The organism is Pseudomonadota bacterium (genome assembly GCA_026388315.1).
Taxonomy (GTDB): Bacteria; Desulfobacterota; Syntrophorhabdia; order Syntrophorhabdales; family Syntrophorhabdaceae; genus MWEV01.
Window position 1 is genome coordinate 56,747 of record JAPLKA010000045.1, and the last position, 19,546, is coordinate 76,292.

The following is a 19,546-nucleotide window of genomic DNA, read 5'->3' on the forward strand; positions in this document are numbered from 1 at the left end:
AAACCCGTCCTGTCCCCTCTCAGGATGGGGGTATGAGGGAAAAACATATGGGAACAGGACAGGTTTTGGAGGGTTATTATTACTTCATGAACACAGAAGGCAGGTATAATACCAAGTCAGGGAATATGAAAAGCAGTACAACGCAGAGCACCAAAGCAATCAGGAACGGGTATACACCACTGTAAATCACACTCATGGGCACTTTGGTGATATTTTTCACTACAAAGACACACATGGCAACAGGAGGGATAACAGAGCCGATACACACAGTAAGAGAAACCATTATACAGGCCCATATGGGATCATAACCTAACTTTACGATTGCCGGAAAAAATATCGGCGTTGCAAGTATCATGAATGCAAGGTCATCAATGAATGATCCGCCTATGAGATACACGATAAATATAATGCTCATGGTAAAATGACGATGTATAGGCAGACTTACTATCCATGAAGCCGCATCGTCAGGTATATTTGTTACCGCAATAAAATGACCAAGGACTGTAGAGGAAGCAACAATAAGGAGAACCATGCAGGAAGTTCGCAAGGCTTCTTTAATTGACTGTTTTATCCCGCCGAACTTTATGTCTCCTTTTACGACACATAATACAAGCACAGCAAATGTTCCCACACTACCCGCTTCCGTGGGCGTAAAGAACCCATTCATCAATCCGCCTATGATGATAAAAAAGATTATTATGGGCCACATGACATCGGGAAGAGATTTTGCGCGGGCCTTCCATGAATATTTTTCGCTTGCCGGCCCTATCTCTGGATTTATACGAGCCCACCCGAAGATAATAACCGCAAAAAAGAAGGAAATCATAAGTCCGGGGATGATTCCCGCCATAAACAGCTTGCCTATGGATTGCTGTGTAATGAGTCCGAGAAGGATGAGTGTTACACTCGGCGGGATGAGCACTCCAAGCGTTCCTACCGTGGCAACAATGCCGGTGGATAATTTTTTACTGTAATTATACCTGTCCATTTCAGGAACTGCAACACTCGCGAAAGTCGCACACGTGGCAACGATAGACCCGCAGATCGCTTTAAAAATCGTTGCTCCTGCGACTGTCGCCATGGCTAATCCTCCGGGGATATGACCAAGGAATTTATGGGCACTGTCAAACAGCCTTTTAGCTATTCCGGCGTTGAATGCAATCTGGCCCATCAACACAAAAAGTGGTACAACGGTTAACCCGTACGATTCAAGGGAATCGTAGAAGTCATTTGCCAATATACTCATAGCTGCGCCTGGTGAAACTATGATTGCATACCCTGCAACACCTATAATAGCCATAGCAAAAGCCAGTTCTATACCCGTGAGGAACAAACCCAGTAAAAGAATAAGGCCGATAATACCGATGGTCATTTCATTCATTTTTTCTCTCCACTATCAAATATCTTAAACATATCGGCGACAAGAACAAAGCATTCTATAAGACTGCAAAATGCTAAGCCGTAAGCTGCAGGATAATACGGTATCTGGAGGGTCAACGAAACATCGCCGGCCTTATATAGGTGGTTAGCCTTTAAAAAAAGGTTCCATGCAAGAAGCGCAAATAAAGCAATACCCAACAACCTCGTGAAAACTAAAAAAGCCTTTTTGATAGTCTCCGCACGATTCTCTATAAGGAAATCAACAAAGATGTGTCCTTTGTCCAATGAGGTTTGAGGAATAGCAAACCCTACCACTATCGCACCCGCAACGGCTACCAGTTCGTATGTTCCTATCAGGGGTTTACCAAAGACCCTCAGTATGACATCTACCACCGTAAGCATCATCATGAGAAAAAGGACAATCCCTCCCAGTGTATTCATCCAGGAGCTCAGTCTTTTAAAGGCTTCTGTAAACGCTCTCATTTACCCTCCTATTGCGATGCCGGGGATGTAACCACCCCCGGCAGTCCCGCATGTTAAGCGTCTGTTGCTATTTTGCCTGTGCCTTGAGATAACCGCGGATAAACTTCAATGCCTCTTCTCCCGGCAAGTTTTTCTCTTTCGATTTCTTTACATATTCATCGAAGAGGGGCTGTGCCTTGGCTGCCCACCGCGCATTTTCTTCCGCTGAAAGTTTTATGCTCTTGTTGCCTCTTTTATGAGAATATTCCATCCCTTCACTATCCATCGTATCCCAAAGTTTCCCCTGTTTTTCAATATATTCAAGATTTATCTGCTCGATTATTTTCTGAAGATTCGGTGGAATGCTGTTCCATTTATCCTTGTTCATGGCGACGATAAAGGTAGCAGTATAGGCAGATCCATAGTTTTCGGTCGTGTACTTGATTACTTCTCCAAGTTTCCAGCCTTTCAGGGCTTCATATCCACACATGAGTCCATCAGCAACACCTTTCGAAAGGGCATCATATGCGTCTCCCATAGGCATTGCAACCGGTGTTCCGCCAAGTAGCGACATAAATTTTGCGTTCGACCCGAAGGTCCTGATTTTCATACCCTTCAAATCTTCAAGTTTGTTTACAGGTTTTTTGGTATGCAAAATGCCGGGACCCTGGGCATGAAAATACATTACCTTCACATCATTAAATTCTTTAGGCTTGAACTTGTTATAATATTCGTTTACCAGTCTTGTCGCAACAACACCGCTCGGATAACCGAGTGGATAGTCCAGGACTTCCGAAAGAGGGAATTTCCCCATGGTATAACCGAGAACACAGTTACCTATATCGACAACACCAGTGAGAATACTGTCATATGTCTGGGGCGGTGATGTCAGCGTTGCTCCTGCAAAGTGGCGGACTTTTACCTTGCCGTTTGTCCTTTTCTCAACTTCCTTACACCACTGGTCCGAGATAACAGCGTTCTGATGACTTACCGGGAAAAAGGTTGAGTACCTGAGTGTAATGACCTTTTCCTGAGCAAAACTGACCGTGGCGACCATGCATGTGACCACAAAAAACAAAAGTACAAAAAAATGGAAAACACGAAACCGTTTCATAAAGCCCCCTTATGAATTTATTTTAACTTCTTTGTTATGAAGCAATTTTAATGCCATAACACTGAACCTCTGAAATCTGGAAGTCCACATAAAAAAACGTGGTTTCAGGATGTGCGTATTGGATACACCACTGTATCGTATGGATACGTCTCCAACTGTAAAACACCTAAAAAACCTTTTTAAGCAGTTCGCTCGCTATAACAGCCTTTTCAACCTCTTTGGAACCTTCGTAGATTTCTATGATTTTTGCATCCCTGTAAAACCTTTGAATGTCGTACTCGGAAATATAACCATAACCTCCATGGAGTTGTAATGCTTCGTTTGCAACATATACTGCTGTTTCTCCGGCATACCATTTTGCCATTGAGACCAGGGCAGGATCGAGTTTGCCGTTATCGAGAAGGTAGGCTGCTCTCCAGTAAAGACTTCGCGCCGCCTCAATTCTTGTTGCCATCTCAGCGATCTTGAACTGGACGCCCTGAAGCCTGGACAGAGTTCCCCCAAAGGCCTTCCTTTTCTTGACATGAGAAATGGCCATCTCAAGTGCTCCCTGGGCAAGACCAACACCTTCAGCCGCCACATGGTTCCTCGTTTTGTTGAAAAAATCCATTAGCTGATAAAAACCTCGCCCCTCCTTCCCTATAATGTTATCTACCGGCACTTCCACATTGCTGAAACTGACTTCTGCCGTATTTGATGCCCTGATTCCCATCTTGCCATGAATCTTTACGGCCTCAAAGCCCGGAGAATCAGTATTTACCAGTATTACACTGCACCTCTTGTGAACGTCCCTTTCATCTGGCGCTGTGATAGCATATACGAGAAGGTAATGTGCAATGCAGCCATTCGTTATAAACATCTTTGATCCATTAACGATATACGTATCACCTTTCTTTTCTGCCCGCGTCTTGACCATGGTTATGTCACTGCCCGCATCCGGTTCAGTAACAGCAGTGCCGATTATAGCTTCTCCTGCAATAATCGGCGGTAGATATTTCTTTTTTTGTGTTTCAGTCCCGAAAGATTGTATCATTTCTGAACCAAAGCTGCAGGAAACAAGAGCCTGTCCGCAGCCCGGGTCAACACGCCAGAACTCCTCAGTTATAAGGGAGTGTTCGAGGAAACCTAAACCGGCACCTCCATATTCTTCCTTGATGAATGTGCCAATAAAACCGTTTTCTGCCGCGCGCTTCCATATAGCCGGATCGAACTCTTCCTTTTCATCGAATTCTTTCGCCCGATCTCTGAATTCCTTTTCTGCGAATTCCCGTGCAGCTTTTGCTATGTCTTTCTGTTCTGTTGTAAGTTCCATCAACTACCTCCATACAATTTTCTGGGGCTCACGTCGCCCCCTCCACCAGCAAAGCTGTCGGAGCCTCCCCCTCGCGCCTACCGTGCGGGCTATTCCACTTGACACTTTCTTTATGCGCAAAATGGTGCTCTCGTTGTCTCATTTTGAAGCAAATTGCTTCCGTAATTCAGGTTTTGAGATTTTACCGGCAGGATTACGGGGCATTTCAGGCAGATAATAGACTAATTTAGGTACCTTGTAACCGGCAATCTTCCCTTTACAATACTGAATTATATCTTCTTCAGTTGTTTCTTTATCATTTTTTAATACCACAACAGCCGCAATAGCCTCCCCCCATACAGGGTGCGGAACGCCTATTGCGGATGATTCCAGAACAGATGGATGTTCGTTCAGGACTCGTTCAATCTCCGCCGGGTAAACATTTTCACCGCCAGTAATGATCATATCCTTTTTACGGTCAATCACATAAACATATCCCTTTTCATCGATGGCACAGATATCTTCAGTGTAGAACCATCCATCCCTGAAGGCTTTCTTTGTTTGTTCTTCCTTTCGCCAGTACCCGCGAGAGGTGCCCAGTCCTCTTGCTTTCATTTCGCCTGTGCCCGGCGGAACAACCGGTTTGTCGTTCTCATCCACAATAACTATTTCACAGTCATAAGCATCTCTGCCACACGACTCGAGTATTTTTAGATTTCCTCTGGCAAGCTCCCCGGCAATATCCTTTGCTGACAGATTTGTCGTAACACCGGTTGTCTCAGTTGTTCCGTGATGCTCGCCAAGTATACACCCGAAGGTATCAATAAACTGTTTATAAACAGAAGGTATGATGCCGGCTCCGGCAAACCATAGTTTTTTCATGCTTGAAATATCGTATGTATCTTTGAACGTTTGCCAGGTATCGAGCAACATCCTCACCATAGGCGTCGCAAGCATGCCGGCTACCAGTCGTTCTTCCTGTGCTGCCCTGAAAAAGGTTTCAGCATCCCACTTCTGGAATAAGATGCTCGTAGCTCCTTTATAAAAAGGCCCGAAAAATGAACTTGTTGCCGTTACATGGTACATGGGGCAGATTGTAAAACCTACATCACCTGTTTCGATGTGATTATTAAATGCACAGGTACGGCCCTGATGGTAAATATTCAGATGTGTTTGCATCACGCCTTTTGGCAGTCCTGTTGTCCCGCTGGTATACATAAGCATGGCAATATCATCCTCAAACACATCGGCGTTTTCTTCGGCAGATGAAGCATTTTTTATAAGTTCTTCATAGTCGTACCAGCCCTCAGGTTTCTCTTCTTTTGGCCCTATGTAAACAAACTTCACAAAAGAAATAGAATTTTTTATCTGTTCAACGGTCTTGATGTACTGATGGTCAACAAATAAAACAAGAGGCATTGCATCGGACAATACGCCCGTCATCTCTCTTGCCGCAAGCCGGAAATTGACAGGTACAAAAATGAAACCAGCGCTCGGTACGCTGAGGATAGCTTCCATGTACTCAAAACTGTTCTGGCTTAATATCCCGACGCGGTCACCTTTTTTTAATCCCATGGCGCACAATGCATTACCCGTTCTGTTTGCCCTGTCTTTTAACGCTTTAAACGTGCAAGCTTTGCCTGTCTCAAATTCTTTCATAGCTATCTTGTCCGGATACAGTGCGGCGTTTCTATTGATTAAAGTTTTTATTGTGCAAAACGATCTTTCTCCAACCATGTTGGCTCCTCCTGCTATTTTCTGGGGCTCACGTCGCCCCCTCCAACGGCAAAGCCGTTTGGAGTCTTCCCCTCTCGCTCGCGAGACTCGCTGCTTCGTTAATTACTCTCGATGTGCCCGTTTCTATGCTTGACCCATCGCTTTCATACAACTCCTGACAAATAGCTAACTGCTTGTTTTGTGTATAGTGATTGTAAGCTGGGTTCACGAATAACTAGGAATGCAATTGTGGTGCCAACTGGAAATATCGCTCCGCTAAATCATTAGAGACGTGTATATTGCTTATATTTTAATGGGTACGAGAAAAACTGGATTCAGAAATGATGACGAAAAAGGTAACAATTGTATCCAAACGGGTCACTTCAAATCATTTCCTATCTTCTGGTAAAGTTTTTTTCGGCTGATGCCGAGCAGTCTGGCGGCTTTGCTCTTGTTGCCATCTGCAAACATGAGGACCCTTTCTATATGTTCCTTTTCTATATTGTCCAGTCGTAAAGTGTTTTGATTCAATCTCTGTTTTCTGTTCTTTGAGGCGGCCACCGGCATGGTATGCACCATACTGTGGGGCAGGTCATCGGTTAATATCTCTCCTCTGTCCACAGAAACAAGGACGGCTCGCTCAAGCACATTAGCCAGTTCCCTCACGTTTCCAGGCCAGTTATACTCTACGAGAAGGTCCATGGCCTGCTTGGAAATTGATTTTTTCTTTCCGCCCATAGCGTGTTTTTCCATAAAATATTCCACCAAAATGGGGATATCATCTCTCCGATCATTGAGCGGGGGCACCACAATTACAAATGTATTAAGTCTGTAAAACAGGTCTTTACGAAACCTGTTCGTCTCAATTTCTTCTTCTATGCTCTTGTTTGTGGCGAATACAAATCTAACATCCACCCTGATCTCTTTTGTATCTCCAAGTTTCCTGAAGACAGCACCCTCAAGAACGCGTAAAAGTTTTGCCTGGATTGCAGGGCCCATATCTCCCACCTCGTCAACAAAGAACGTACCCTTGTTGGCTATCTCGAGGAGGCCTACTTTATCTGTCTGGGCTCCCGTGAATGCGCCCTTTTTGTATCCGAATAACTCGCTTTCAAGGATATTTTCTTGCAGACAACTCGCATTAATAGCCACAAAAGGATTTGCAGAACGTGTAGAGAGGGCATGGATTGCCCTTGCCACCAGTTCTTTTCCGGTGCCGGTTTCCCCGAGGACTAATACGGGAACATTCGAAGTGCTGACCAGTGAGATAAATTTTTTCACTTCTCTCATTTTCTTGCTTTCACCTATGAGTCTGTCGTGTAACTCAATGCGCTGAAGGTGTTCCTCAAGAACAATATTCTTTTCCTTCAACTGTTTTTTCTCATAGGCTTTAAGTATTACGTTGTGCAGCTCCGAAAGTTTGCAAGGCTTTGTAAGGTAATCATAAGCCCCAAGCTTCATGGATTGTATTGCCGTATCAACCGATGCATGGCCTGTAAGCATAATGACTTCGACGGTAGGCTGCATCTCCTTTAACCTCCCCAGAAGCTCTACACCGTCTATATCGGGGAGTCTTATATCGAAGAGCCCGATGTCCAGCGCCTCCTGTTTTATTATTGAGATGGCCGCCCTGCCGTTTAAGGCTGTGAAAACTTCCATACCTTCTTTGGAAAGTTTTTTTCGAAATGCCTCTATTAATTGATGCTCATCGTCAACGATCAGGATGCGTATCATGGTAATCTATTCAACCCCTTTGATTTTTGAAAGACAGGCAGGGCGATAATAAAGAGACTCCCTCTTCCCAGCTTGCTTTCTACTTCGATCCTCGCACCCATCCTTTTCAGGAATTCATAACACAATGTGAGGCCGAGCCCTATACCTTTTCCAGTATCTTTAGTCGAGAAAAAGGGTTCAAAAATCTTGTCCACCAATCCATCGTGTATGCCTATCCCATTATCCTCGATCTCTACCCTGACAAAATTGCCTGTAATCCGAGCCCCTATCCTTATCGCTGCTCCTTCCCTTCCTTCGAGTGCGTCTGTCGCATTATGCAGTATGTTAAGAAAGCATTGCTTAAGTGCACTTATATCACCTTTGATATGAGGTAACACGTCAGCTATCTCTTTAATCAGCCGGATCTTCAGTTTTTTTAGATTTAAGACTCCAAGGAGTTCATTTAATAATGCATGCAAGTCTACTTCGTGAACCTCAAAATCCTCTTTTTTCGTGATATCGATCATATCTTTAATAATATTTTTACACCTGAAGGCCTGTTCTTCAATGACTTCAAGGTGTTCGCGAAGCTCTTCAATTTCAACTTTATCGACCATACCATCCTTGACATTCTGAAATAATTCGCATGCAAGCTCGGAATTGGCGGCTATTGCGGCAAGGGGATTGTTCAGTTCATGAGCAACACCCGTCATGAGTCTACCTATGACCGACACTTTTGCATCCTGGATAGACTGTATCCTTGCCATTACCTTTTCGCTTGTATCCTCTATGATACAGAGGAGACCTTCGACTTTTCCATCCTTTGCTTTTAACGGCACCCCTCTAAAGTGGATATAGTGCCCCCGGTCTCCTTTATATGTGGTAAATGGAAAATCCCACAACTCAAAAGGTTCACCCTCCAATCCTCTCTTTATACAATCGGCAAGACCACATCGTATTGTATAGGGATTTTCAATCCAGTTAAAACCTAAAAGTTTTTCCTCAGCCTCCGCACCTAAACCCGAAAGGGTTGCAAGTGCTGGATTTACACTTATGAACTTACCCGTTCTATCAATGGTAAAAATGGCTACCGGTGCATTATCAATGATTGCAGTATTAAAATCGTTGAGGCGCCGAAGATCTTCTTCCGCCTTCATATAATTGGTAATATCCTGAACGGTTTCAATGATGAGGGTCTCTTTATCGCCCTCTCCTTCCTTGAGCGGCGTTGCAGTAACATAATAATACCTTGATTCACCTTTGTATTCGCTTTTTATTTCAGTATGTTCCGTTCTTCCGCTCTTGAGGGTCTTCAATACCGGACAATTCCTGCACGGCCTTTTCCGCTTGAAAACCTCTTTGTAACAGCATATTTCACCATAATGAAGAATATTTTTCTTCTGAAACCAGTACACTGCCCTTTTATTCATCCATTGAATTTTTCGTTCATGGTTGAGGACATAGAGACCCATAGGCAAAAGGTCGAGGATTGACTGCGCGGTGCTAAAGTCTATCTGTTGGTTTAATTTCATATTTAAATCAAGCTGTTCCAGTATACACGAAGTACATTGAATTCTATCATAAGAAAACCATTTTATAAACATCTAAGCCGGATAGAATTGTCGCCGTTCAAAATATTATTATTCTCGATATTTATTTCTGTTGCTTTAAAATGATAGTATAAGGGCATAATGATTTCACTGAAAATAAAACAGAAACGGATTGGCCCTGTCGTAGGCCACCATCCATGGGTATTCTCCCAGGCATTTGTTTCCATCCCTGAAGGATTAAGCCCCGGCAAACCGGTAAAACTGGTAAGCGAGAATGGCGGATTTCTTGCAACCGGCTATTTCAGCTCATATTCTCAAATCACTGTACGGATATGGGGTTATGACGAAAACGAAGTTGTGGATGAACAATTCTTTGTCAGAAGGATAGAAAATGCATACCGGTTAAGAAAGCGTTACGTGGAATGCAATGAAACCAATGCATTCCGGCTGATTAACGGGGAAAGCGACTTCCTGCCCGGGTTGATTGTTGATAAATATGCAGATTATCTTGTTGTCCAATTCCACACGAGAGGCATTGAAATCTGGAAGGATCTGATTATCAGGGCGCTTGATAAAGCAATTAGCCCGAAGGGCATTTACGAGCGCTCCGATGTAGCTGTTCGAAGAATGGATGGGCTCGAAAGTATTCATGGAGTCCTTTTGGGCTCTGTGCCGGACTTCATTACTATCAAAGAAAATGGCTTCCAGTTTCTCGTTGATGTGAAACACGGCCAGAAAACAGGGTTTTTCCTCGATCAGCGGGACAAACGAAAAGCCATCATGAAATACGTAAAGGATGCATCTGTTCTTAATTGTTTTTCCTATACCGGCGGCTTTGCTGTATATGCGCTTGCCGGCGGCGCCAAAAAGGTCATAAATGTTGATACTTCGGAAAAGGCGCTTGAGCTTGCCAGGGAGAATATTAAACTGAACGGGTTTGAAGTGGATACATGCGAATTTATCGTCAGGGATGTAAAAGATTACCTGAAACACCTTGACAAGGGTTTTGATGTGATTATCCTTGACCCCCCTGCCTTTATTAAGGATCGGAGGAAGAAAAATGAGGGTATTGCCGGCTATAAATCGATAAACGAAATGTCACTCAGGGCACTCTCACAGAGCGGCATCCTTGTAACCTGCTCCTGCTCTGCCCACCTGAAGCTCGAAGACTTCCGGTTCCTTCTCTCCGAGGTCGGTGGGAAGATCAAAAAACCCCTGAGGTTTCTTGAAACGTTTACCCACGGTATAGACCATCTGCAACTTGTCCCTTTTATTGAAGGCGAATATTTGAAGTGCTTTTTCATAAGTATTTGAAAAATGGTATAATACCAAAAGGCCAACTGTGAAACAAAGATCTTTACTCCTCATCTTGCTGGGTATTTTCCTGTTCACTACAGGGGTAGCCCTTTATCTCCGCACACCCCTGTTTTATCGTCACCTTGCCTATATTCTTGAATACAAATACGGGTTTACGATCTATGCTGATAATGTCCGTTACTCCCCTTTTTTAAAGGCAGAAATATCCAATTTGCAGATAGCAAATTTAGAAAAAGACAAATTTTTTTTCGCAAGCACACAAGTCAACTTTGAAAGTAAACCTTCGGCAGCAATAAGAGGTGAAATTGAAAAGATCACCCTCAAAGAGCCCAAAATACAGATACGAATCGGTGATAAAAAAGAAACAGAAACCGACCTCTCTTTCATTAAAAAAATCCCGCCCGTCCACCTGCTCATCATGCAGAAAGGTGAATTCAAGCTCATCTTTGGCGCTACCCACTATGAATTAACCTTTAAAGATATCGACCTTGATGTTAAAGGTTTTTCGCCGGATAAAGGGGGTAACGTTACATTCCGGGGACTGGTTGATATAACTGGTAAGGAACCATCTGAAGTGACAGGGAGCGGCCGGTGCAAAGGCTCCATGAACCTTACCGGCCTTTTCCCAGCGCCTATCGGAACAGGACTGCTTGAAATATCCTTAAATTCCGGCGTCTTTAAAACAACATCCCTGGAAAATGCAAAACTGTATCTTGCGATAACCTTCGGTAAAGAGCGCATCACTGTCTCACGCATCGATATATCGGCAGATTCGATAATGTTTAAAAATGGCCCTGCCAGCAAATCAAAAATCAAGAACCCCCTATTAAAGGCAATCATGGTCTATGAATTGAAACCAAAAACGCTTATCGTTGACCGTTTTCAGTGCGAAATACCATCATTGGGGACTTTTAAGGGTTATTACAGCGGCACGATGAAGGATATCTTTCCCTGGAAAGCCGCTGTTGATGCGGCAGACATAGATTTTACAACGCTCTTTGCATATTTAAAGCCATTTATTGAAAAACCCGGTGATGAGAAGTGGTCAATCCAGGGGAAAGGCGCACTCAAGAGCGAAATGGAAGGCGCCCTGAAGGGTAAGGATCCGACACTTTCAGGCAAGGCTACTCTCCAGTTCCGGAAGGGGGGGTTCAGTTCAGCAGACGGCACAAAGGCCGCGCAGGGGATTGAGGGCACGATGGTATTGAAATTCAGTATTCCCTCGGAGAGTAAAAAATCGAGCGCACAAATCTACTCCGAGGTCTCTTCGGGAGAGTATCTCTTCGGGAAATACTATAAAGACCTCTCTAAAGAAAAGAACAGCATATCCGCTGACACAGACATATCCATCAGTGATAAACACCGCTTTGATTTCAAGGGAAGCTTAAACCTTTTTGATACAGGCAAATATACCTATGCCGGTTCTCTCGATAAAGAAGACTGGAATGTTTCCTTTTCAGCAGAGGATATCTCCTCCGATAAACTCCTGTCCATAACGCTCTATGATTATCTCAGTGAAAACCACCCTACCCTCAAAGACCTTCGCGTGAAAGGAACAATGTCTACAGAAGTCAGATTAACCGGTAGAGGTGAGGGAATATCTCTCCATGGAAATGTCCGGCTGAATGACATATCCATCCTCATTCCGGAGAAATCGGTTTCAGCGAAAAACATTTCAATGAACCTCCCCTTTGACCTCCACTACCCTTCAAAAATAAAACCAGGGATAAGGTCAAAAAGCGGCGAGTTATATATCGGGACACTTGAAAAGGATGCGTTGAAACTTTCTGACATGACTATCCCTTTTCTCGTTACAGCAAATAATATCCTTATTCCGGGAGAGTTTGAGCTGCCGTTTTATGGAGGAAAAATAAAGATTATAGAGTGCAGGGGCGAAGATGTCCTTGTTCCTTCAAGGAAATTCAATTTTGCCGCAAAAATTGAAAATGTGGATATAAGCTCACTGCTCGAGGAGTTAACGGGTCTGCAATTACCGGGCAATGTGGAGGCACAATTCCCCCTCGTTGGATATGAGGATGGAAGATGGATAACAAAAGGCGCCACTTCAGTAAAGATCTTCGGCGGTTTCATTGAGGTTGAGAATGTGCAGATAAAAAACCTTTTTTCTCAGGGAAGAACCATGAGAGGAAACATAGCCTTTTATGACATTGATCTTGGTAAAATCACCGACACCATTAAAATCGGAAAAATCAAAGGAGTTATAAACGGCTTCATTAAAAACCTTGAAATAGAATATGGCCAGCCATCAAGCTTTGTCCTTGAGATTGATTCGATTAAAAAGAGTGGGATCGAACAAAAAATAAGCGTCGATGCCATTGAGAACATATCAATAATAGGTACAGGCTCGGGCGCAGTGGGATCAATCCTGAAAAGCGGTATAAACAGTTTTTTCAAAGAATATCCTTATAGCCGCATTGGCATAAAATGTATTCTTGAAAACGATAATTTCCATTTGAGTGGTAAAATCCATGAGGGCGGCACAGAGTATTTTATACGACGTGGCTTCTTGCGGGGCATAGATGTGGTTAACATGGCCTCGGACAACACGATAAGCTTTCAAGACATGCAGGAGAGGGTTTGGAGGATTTTTAAGAAGGATGGAGATGGACCAACTTTTACAACGAGTATGAATTAGCTAAGCAGTGAGCAGGGGTCAGTAAGCAGTAGGTGCATAGTCCGAAGTGCTTAGTATAAAAAAGGAGGATTTTATGATCAAAAAATTCAGACACTTCACTTTCGTAACGGTAATTTTTTTAGCGGCCTGCGTAACGGTAAACGTCTACTTTCCTGCAGCAGCAATACAGAAGGTGGCCGATCAGATTGTAGATGATGTCACCGGTACAAAAGACCAGCAGAAACCGGAGAGCAAACCGGATATAAAAAGCCGGCTTTTTGACGAACTGAAAAAAATTAATCTGGGGCCGAAGGAGGCATATGCCCAAGCAGACATAACCATATCAACACCTGCTATACGCAACATCAGACAATCGATGAAGGAGAGCTTCCAGCAGTTGAAACCATTTTATACTCGCGGCAGCGTTGGAGAAAATAATATGGGTTTCGTGGAGGTACGCAACACTTCAGACCTCAACATGAAAGAAAAAGCTGATGTAACAAGACTTGTGGATCAGTTGAATAAAAATCGTACAGCCCTCTATGCCGAGATTATGAAGGCCAATAAGCTTGATACCAATTCGTTACCTCAGGTTCAGAAAATATTTGCCAACGCCTGGCGGAGCAAATCGCAAACTAACTGGTGGATACAGAACGATAACGGAGTGTGGGAGAAAAAACAGTAAAATTATCTAACTACTTCATCTGTGCAATTTCTGCCTTTGCGAGGGCAATCTTTGCCGCTGCCAATCTTTTATAATAATCCTTTGTCTTCTTTGCATTGCCGGCAGCAATGGCCTTCATGAGGTCGCCCTCAAGCTCGGCTACTTCAAGAAGCCTGTAATAATCGAGAGATTCCTTCATGTGGGCCAGAACGATCATTCCTGTGATGACTGGATGGTTATTTGTTACATTGGCATCCTTGAACCTGATTCCATGCTCCAGTTCAACTTCGAGACCGGCGTGGAATTGTTCGGGGTCAATAGCCATTTTTTCGGCATTCACCAGTTTCAGCAATGCTTTTGCCTCTTTTGGCTGAACCTTTGCTTCTTTCAACTTTGTCCAATCTCTGATTTTAAGTTCCTTGCAGACTTTACCTACTTCTTCCTTCGTAATGTAATCCGGTAATTTCATATTACCCTCCTCTTAAGTTTTAAAAATTTTACAATGACTTTCAATCGCCCCCATATATTCTTCCAGGCCTTCCACCATCAGGTCGTTATGCCCGGCATGGGGTATAAAGAGCGAAACTTTCTCAGCGGCCCCGGAAAGAGCATAAAGCGCCCTCCCCTCTTCAGCCGGGATGATTTCATCCTCTTCACCGTGTATGATTAGAGTGGGAATTACCACTTCCCTTATCTTCAGGTCATTCCCGAAACCAACAGGGTTTTCAACGTCTTTGAATAGGTGGGTCACCCCCAGCCGCGCAAACTGGTTCCGGGAGCTGGCAAAACCGCTTTCCACGATCAATCCCTTCAACTGCCGCTGGTAGTGATAGGCCACCTCAATAGCCGGAGCGCTTCCCATGGACCGCCCCATAACAAAAAGATCCCCGTTGTAACCCAGGTCGTGAAGAATGGCGACAAAACCCTGGAAGGTGGGATGGGCATCTCTTATCATGCTGCTGCAGGAAGGATTGCCGTCGCTGAATCCGTATCCGCGGTAATCGGCTACAAACAGGTTCAGTCCGCGTTCCCTGTACAGTGGGTCAATATAGTCATAGTCCAGGCACGTCTCTCCGTTGCCGTGAAAATACAGGATGTTGGGTGCATTGTTTCGGGCCGGATAGAACCGGCAACCGATAGAAATATCTTCAGCTACTTTGATAAAATAGTTCATCACGTTCGGCGGGTTCTGGCCTTCGATAAACTCCCGGCGAGGAAAAAACAACCGGGAAATGATCTCCGGGCGATCCATCAGTTCCAGACCGTTTTCGAAATCGATCATACTATTTTTTTACCCTCCCTACTTCGCCGCTTTCAAGCCGTACTTTTATTCCATGCGGATGGTGAGGAGATTTGGTGAGGATATCCTTCACGACCCCTTCTGTCAATGTCCCTGTGCGTTGATCTTTCTTCAGAACGATTGAAACCTTTATACCGGGTTTTATATCGGACCGTGTCATTCCATCCATAATAATTTCTCCCTGACCAACCTAAAAATGTATTAACTGCTTCACCTTTTCCAGAATTGCTGCCATAATAGGACCAGCCGTGCCGTTTACGATTATATCGGCCATACCGTCGCAGGCCGTCTCGTCCCGATTGATGATCGCCAGTTTTGCCCCTCCTTGTTTTGCAACGACGGGCATGTGGGCGGCAGGGTGTACAACAAGGGACGACCCGACAACCATAAAGAGATCACATGCTTCTGAGCGTCTATAGGCTTCCGCCGTTTCCCACTCAGGCATGGACTGACCAAAGGAGATGGTGGCAGGCTTGAGGAGACCTCCGCAGGCATCACACCGGGGAGCCTTTTCTCCTGCGGCAACCCGTGTCTGGATGTCGTCCCGCTCGTATTTCTTGCTGCAGCTCAGACAGGTCACATGCATAGCGGTTCCGTGGAGCTCCAGCACCTTTTTCTCTGAATTGCCTGCTTTAAAGTGGAGACCGTCAATGTTTTGAGTAATCAAACAGTCGAGTTTTCCCAGCCGTTCCAGCTCAGCGATTGCGAAATGGCCCGTATTGGGCGGTGCGTCTTTCATGGACTCATACATTTCCGTGGCCACCTGCCAGTACTTCTCACGGGCCCTTTCATTGGAGATGAAGTTCTGGAAATAGAAGACTCCAGGGTCGTATTTGTCCCAGACACCTCCGGGACTACGGAAGTCGGGTATGCCGGATTCTGTGCTCAGGCCTGCACCCACAAAGACAACAACAATCTTTGCATTCACAATCCATTCAGCTATCTCTCGTATTTTATCTTCCATTCTTCTGCTCCTTTACCTGCTGCTGAAGGCTTTATGAATCAGAATCAAGATTATAATGCTGCGCGAAAAGAGTCAAGATATAATGCTCCGGGACAGTAGACCGTAAACACGGTTCATGGTCCATAGCGGGTCAATAACGGATATCCCGAGCTTTGTTTAAACCATGGAAGTGAAAGTGAAACCGCAGATACTGAAACTAATAAATTAAGATAATTAAGTTATTAGTTTTTATGCCGATAACCCTGTAATGCCCTGCATGAAACCTATAGGGGCAGATTACGGTAACCGGGCACCTTTGGGTATGTGTCCTAAGAATGAAAAAACGTAAGGGAGGATATATACATGGGTACAGGTCAGTCGAATATCCTTCTCGAAACAGGCACCAATGAAGTGGAAATCCTGGAACTTTTCATTGAAGAAGATAATTACACGGGCTATTATGGGGTCAATGTGGCAAAAGTGCTTGAAATAATCCCTTTGCCCGCAAAAATCATGAGACCCCCTAAACTCAAAGAAACCTTTATTTTCGGAATGTTCAATCACCGGGATAAGATCATCACCCTTCTTGATCTTGGTGTATGGCTGGAGAGAACCAGGATTGAGCATACACCGCCAAAGGTATTGATCACAGAGTTCAATAATGTGACAAATGCCTTTCTGGTTTCCGGAATTACCAGAATTCATCGGGTTGCTTGGGGCGACATCAAGCCCCTGGACGGTTACATGGAAGGACTTAGTGATACTGTTACCGGGGTTATCAAGGTGGATGACAGGCTCATATTTATCCTTGATCTCGAGAAGGCTGTTGCAGATCTGAATCCCGAATTGGCTATATCAGCTTCATCGCTGACCCTCTTGAATGATAATCCGGTTGAAGATATACCTATCAAGGTGCTCCATGCAGATGACTCTCTCGTTATCCGCAATACGGTTAAGAAAAGGCTGGAGGAGAATAAGATCTTTTCAGTCCACTCTGCCACTAATGGCGATGAAGCGTGGAACTATATGGTTGAAATGAAGAACAGGAGCCACAAAAGCGGGACAAAACTGACCGATTTTGTTGATATTATACTTAGCGACATCGAAATGCCCGGCATGGACGGTTATCACCTGTGCAAAAAAATCAAGGAAGACCCGGAACTAAAATCGATTCCAGTCGTACTTTTCTCTTCATTAATTACGGACAAGCTCACCCACAAAGGAGAGGCTGTAGGTGCAGACGGTCAATTCGCAAAACCTGACATGCAACTCATATTATTTATGAAAGAACTGGTTGAAAAAAGGCGTCAGACAGTCGAATAGAGTTCATGCTGCGGCAGGTGTGCATCTTTTTCTACATTTTTGCCCCGCTTTCTGGTATGCTTTTACCCCATGCGCCCATAGCTCAAATGGACAGAGCGTTTGACTACGAATCAAAAGGCTGCAGGTTCGAGTCCTGCTGGGCGCATTTGATTTTATAAGCTTTCCATCACTGCTTATAAAACTTAGTTTGGTCCGACCCCAACCCCACTGGTTCAACGCCAAAAACAATGATCCTTCCGTTCAAGTGGTCAATATATTTTGGTACGTATAGTATCCCGTAATAAATAAGTTACATCTTCAGAAAAAAATGATATGTTTTTTAGTAATAATTATTATTCGCATACAACTACGCCATCGAAGCCAAGGTTACGTGGTTGGAATATTATGGCACTGCGGGACACAAGGCAGTGAATGGAGAAAGCAAAGCTCAAGCGTAGTATATGGAAAAAACAGTTTATTTAACTCAAATACAAAAGAATATATTTCATGAACGATGAAAAGTACATGGCCATTCCTCCAGGCGCGATAATACCTGGAAGTTTACCGAAGTTTAAAATATATGTCCTTTCACCAAATGGGCGCCACACCCTCTGGGCGCTTGATGGTAATGATGTCAATACGAAACAGCTAACAAAACTTGCCGACAGCGGACTAAAAGAGGTTTTCATCGACCTCGAAGAAGAGATCGAGTATGAACAATATCTTGAGGTTCACCTGGGGGGTATCCTTGAGAACCAGGGATCGTCGGACGAGCAGAAGGCAGCTATATTCAGTAAAGTTTCCACAAATGTTGTCAAAGACTCCTTTGAAACATCCTTGGGACTGGGTACAATGAATATGGATGCCTTGCAGCGGACGCAAGCAATGGTCAAAAACGCGCTGATATTTATAGCGGAATCAAATTCCCTTCAGGCACTGTCGAAAATGATTGGCCATGATTACAAGACATATGAGCATGCCACTAAGGTTCTATGGTTTACAGTGGCCTTTCTCAGGAATAACCCGGACGTTATTGAACAGATAGAACCGGATTATCAGGCGTTCGATGAAGCTCAGAAAAAGGAAATATTAAAACAGTGCGGCGTCGGCGCCATGCTCCATGACATCGGAAAGGTTTTTGTCTCCCAGGAGATACTCAATAAAAACGGACCTCTCACCGCAGTCGAGTGGGAAATCATGAAACACCATCCCTTGAGCGGTTTGGCGATGCTCCTCGATACGGAAACCCCCATTTTTGTCAAGAAAGCCGTATTACATCACCATGAGGACTTTTGCGGCGGCGGCTATCCCATGAGCTTGGAAGGGCAAAATATAACTATCCTGGCCCGCGTATTGAGAATTGTAGATGTATTCGATGCCATGACGTCCCGCCGGCCATACAAAGAAGCCCTATCTCCGGTGAAGGCGGCGCAGATCATGGTTGGAACGCCGACAGAGAAAATAAAAATAGAGGATGGTTCAGAGCAGGATGATCGCGATCAGGGCATGAAACAATGCTTCGATGAAAAGCTGCTCCGAAAATTCATATTATTTCTTGGCAAAATATCGTCCGGAATGTGAAAAGACCGATTTTAAACATTACTATTTCAATTGGTAATTCTTAGAGTCTCATCCAGGGGTACCCTCATGCCCCGTAAAAAAATCACAATAATCTTGACACTTTTGTTCCCAATGTTATGATATATAACAACATAGAGACTTCGGAAGACAATTTTACCGATCATGTAAGCCTTAATCCTGCCGAAGGCAGGACATCACAAAATTTAAAAGAGGGGGCAACGATATGTCAACAGAGCAAACAAGTGCAGGCCCGGAGTTTTTGTACATTCCCATAGGAAACATCGTGGTGTTGGAACAGGTACGCTCAAATATTAATACAGAATCAGACTCATTCAAGTCGCTTGTGCAATCGATCAAAGACAAAGGCATCTTAGAACCTCTCCTTGTAACAAGAGGAGATGGCGACTCATACACCCTCATCTGCGGGGAAAGGCGTCTGGAAGCAGCCCGGCAACTCGAACTTGAATTAGTACCGGTGCGGATCATAGAAGCAGGTAAGGAATCAGGTGAGACTATAGCCCTTCAACTGACAGAGAACCTCCAGAGAGAAGATCTGAATCCTATGGATCAGGCGAAGG

The 19,546-nt window shown here is 44.3% G+C and carries 17 protein-coding genes and 1 tRNA gene; 7 read left to right on the top strand and 11 right to left on the bottom strand.

Annotated features, from left to right (window positions below):
• Nucleotides 1-79 precede the first annotated feature (79 nt).
• The 7 genes from NTX75_05275 to NTX75_05305 all read right to left on the bottom strand — a co-directional run bounded on the left by NTX75_05275 (nucleotide 80) and on the right by NTX75_05305 (nucleotide 9,208).
• Nucleotides 80-1,381, bottom strand: a complete 1,302-nt coding sequence (locus NTX75_05275; protein MCX5815641.1) for a TRAP transporter large permease — start codon at nucleotides 1,379-1,381, stop codon at nucleotides 80-82.
• A complete protein-coding gene (locus NTX75_05280; GenBank protein ID MCX5815642.1) occupies nucleotides 1,378-1,863 on the bottom strand; it encodes a TRAP transporter small permease in 486 nt (161 codons plus the stop codon). The genes NTX75_05275 and NTX75_05280 overlap by 4 nt, the downstream gene beginning before the upstream one ends.
• A 67-nt stretch (nucleotides 1,864-1,930) precedes the next feature.
• Nucleotides 1,931-2,956 carry a TRAP transporter substrate-binding protein gene (locus tag NTX75_05285; protein MCX5815643.1) on the bottom strand — a complete coding sequence of 342 codons (1,026 nt, stop codon included), beginning with the start codon at nucleotides 2,954-2,956 and terminating at the stop codon, nucleotides 1,931-1,933.
• Between the two features lie 166 nt (nucleotides 2,957-3,122).
• Nucleotides 3,123-4,268 (bottom strand): acyl-CoA dehydrogenase family protein, encoded by a 1,146-nt coding sequence (locus tag NTX75_05290; GenBank protein ID MCX5815644.1) that lies wholly within the window; start codon nucleotides 4,266-4,268, stop codon nucleotides 3,123-3,125.
• Nucleotides 4,269-4,406: 138 nt separating this feature from the next.
• On the bottom strand, nucleotides 4,407-5,984 hold the full coding sequence (locus NTX75_05295; protein ID MCX5815645.1) for an AMP-binding protein: 1,578 nt from the start codon (nucleotides 5,982-5,984) through the stop codon (nucleotides 4,407-4,409).
• 357 nt (nucleotides 5,985-6,341) lie between these two features.
• Complete coding sequence (locus NTX75_05300; protein MCX5815646.1) at nucleotides 6,342-7,697, bottom strand: sigma-54 dependent transcriptional regulator; 1,356 nt, start codon at nucleotides 7,695-7,697, stop codon at nucleotides 6,342-6,344.
• Entirely contained in the window at nucleotides 7,694-9,208 is a 1,515-nt protein-coding gene (locus tag NTX75_05305; GenBank protein ID MCX5815647.1) for a PAS domain-containing sensor histidine kinase, read from the bottom strand. The genes NTX75_05300 and NTX75_05305 overlap by 4 nt, the downstream gene beginning before the upstream one ends.
• A gap of 159 nt (nucleotides 9,209-9,367) precedes the next feature.
• Between NTX75_05305 and NTX75_05310 the strand changes: the two genes are divergently transcribed.
• The 3 genes from NTX75_05310 to NTX75_05320 all read left to right on the top strand — a co-directional run bounded on the left by NTX75_05310 (nucleotide 9,368) and on the right by NTX75_05320 (nucleotide 13,863).
• The gene (locus tag NTX75_05310) at nucleotides 9,368-10,540 is read left to right on the top strand and encodes a class I SAM-dependent rRNA methyltransferase (protein MCX5815648.1); all 1,173 of its coding nucleotides are present in this window, start codon (nucleotides 9,368-9,370) and stop codon (nucleotides 10,538-10,540) included.
• Nucleotides 10,541-10,568: 28 nt separating this feature from the next.
• The gene (locus tag NTX75_05315) at nucleotides 10,569-13,199 is read left to right on the top strand and encodes a hypothetical protein (protein ID MCX5815649.1); all 2,631 of its coding nucleotides are present in this window, start codon (nucleotides 10,569-10,571) and stop codon (nucleotides 13,197-13,199) included.
• 73 nt (nucleotides 13,200-13,272) lie between these two features.
• Entirely contained in the window at nucleotides 13,273-13,863 is a 591-nt protein-coding gene (locus NTX75_05320) for a DUF1318 domain-containing protein (GenBank protein MCX5815650.1), read from the top strand.
• 10 nt (nucleotides 13,864-13,873) lie between these two features.
• On the opposite strand, the gene NTX75_05325 is transcribed toward NTX75_05320, so the two are convergent.
• Genes NTX75_05325 through NTX75_05340 form a run of 4 tightly spaced genes read right to left on the bottom strand, consistent with a single transcriptional unit; the run spans nucleotide 13,874 to nucleotide 16,106 of the window.
• Complete coding sequence (locus NTX75_05325; protein ID MCX5815651.1) at nucleotides 13,874-14,311, bottom strand: hypothetical protein; 438 nt, start codon at nucleotides 14,309-14,311, stop codon at nucleotides 13,874-13,876.
• A 12-nt stretch (nucleotides 14,312-14,323) separates the two neighbouring features.
• Nucleotides 14,324-15,124: an alpha/beta hydrolase gene (locus NTX75_05330; GenBank protein ID MCX5815652.1), complete on the bottom strand. Its 801-nt coding sequence runs from the start codon at nucleotides 15,122-15,124 to the stop codon at nucleotides 14,324-14,326.
• 1 nt (nucleotide 15,125) lies between these two features.
• On the bottom strand, nucleotides 15,126-15,311 hold the full coding sequence (locus NTX75_05335; GenBank protein MCX5815653.1) for a YwbE family protein: 186 nt from the start codon (nucleotides 15,309-15,311) through the stop codon (nucleotides 15,126-15,128).
• A 21-nt stretch (nucleotides 15,312-15,332) separates the two neighbouring features.
• Complete coding sequence (locus NTX75_05340) at nucleotides 15,333-16,106, bottom strand: Sir2 family NAD-dependent protein deacetylase (protein ID MCX5815654.1); 774 nt, start codon at nucleotides 16,104-16,106, stop codon at nucleotides 15,333-15,335.
• Nucleotides 16,107-16,448: 342 nt separating this feature from the next.
• Between NTX75_05340 and NTX75_05345 the strand changes: the two genes are divergently transcribed.
• From NTX75_05345 to NTX75_05360, 4 genes are all read left to right on the top strand, one after another.
• A complete protein-coding gene (locus tag NTX75_05345) occupies nucleotides 16,449-17,408 on the top strand; it encodes a chemotaxis protein (GenBank protein MCX5815655.1) in 960 nt (319 codons plus the stop codon).
• A 71-nt stretch (nucleotides 17,409-17,479) separates the two neighbouring features.
• A tRNA-Arg gene (locus NTX75_05350) sits at nucleotides 17,480-17,553 on the top strand.
• A gap of 341 nt (nucleotides 17,554-17,894) precedes the next feature.
• The gene (locus NTX75_05355; protein MCX5815656.1) at nucleotides 17,895-18,968 is read left to right on the top strand and encodes an HD domain-containing protein; all 1,074 of its coding nucleotides are present in this window, start codon (nucleotides 17,895-17,897) and stop codon (nucleotides 18,966-18,968) included.
• 223 nt (nucleotides 18,969-19,191) lie between these two features.
• Nucleotides 19,192-19,546, top strand: a 355-nt coding sequence (locus NTX75_05360; protein ID MCX5815657.1) for a ParB/RepB/Spo0J family partition protein, incomplete at its 3' end; no start/stop codon positions are given.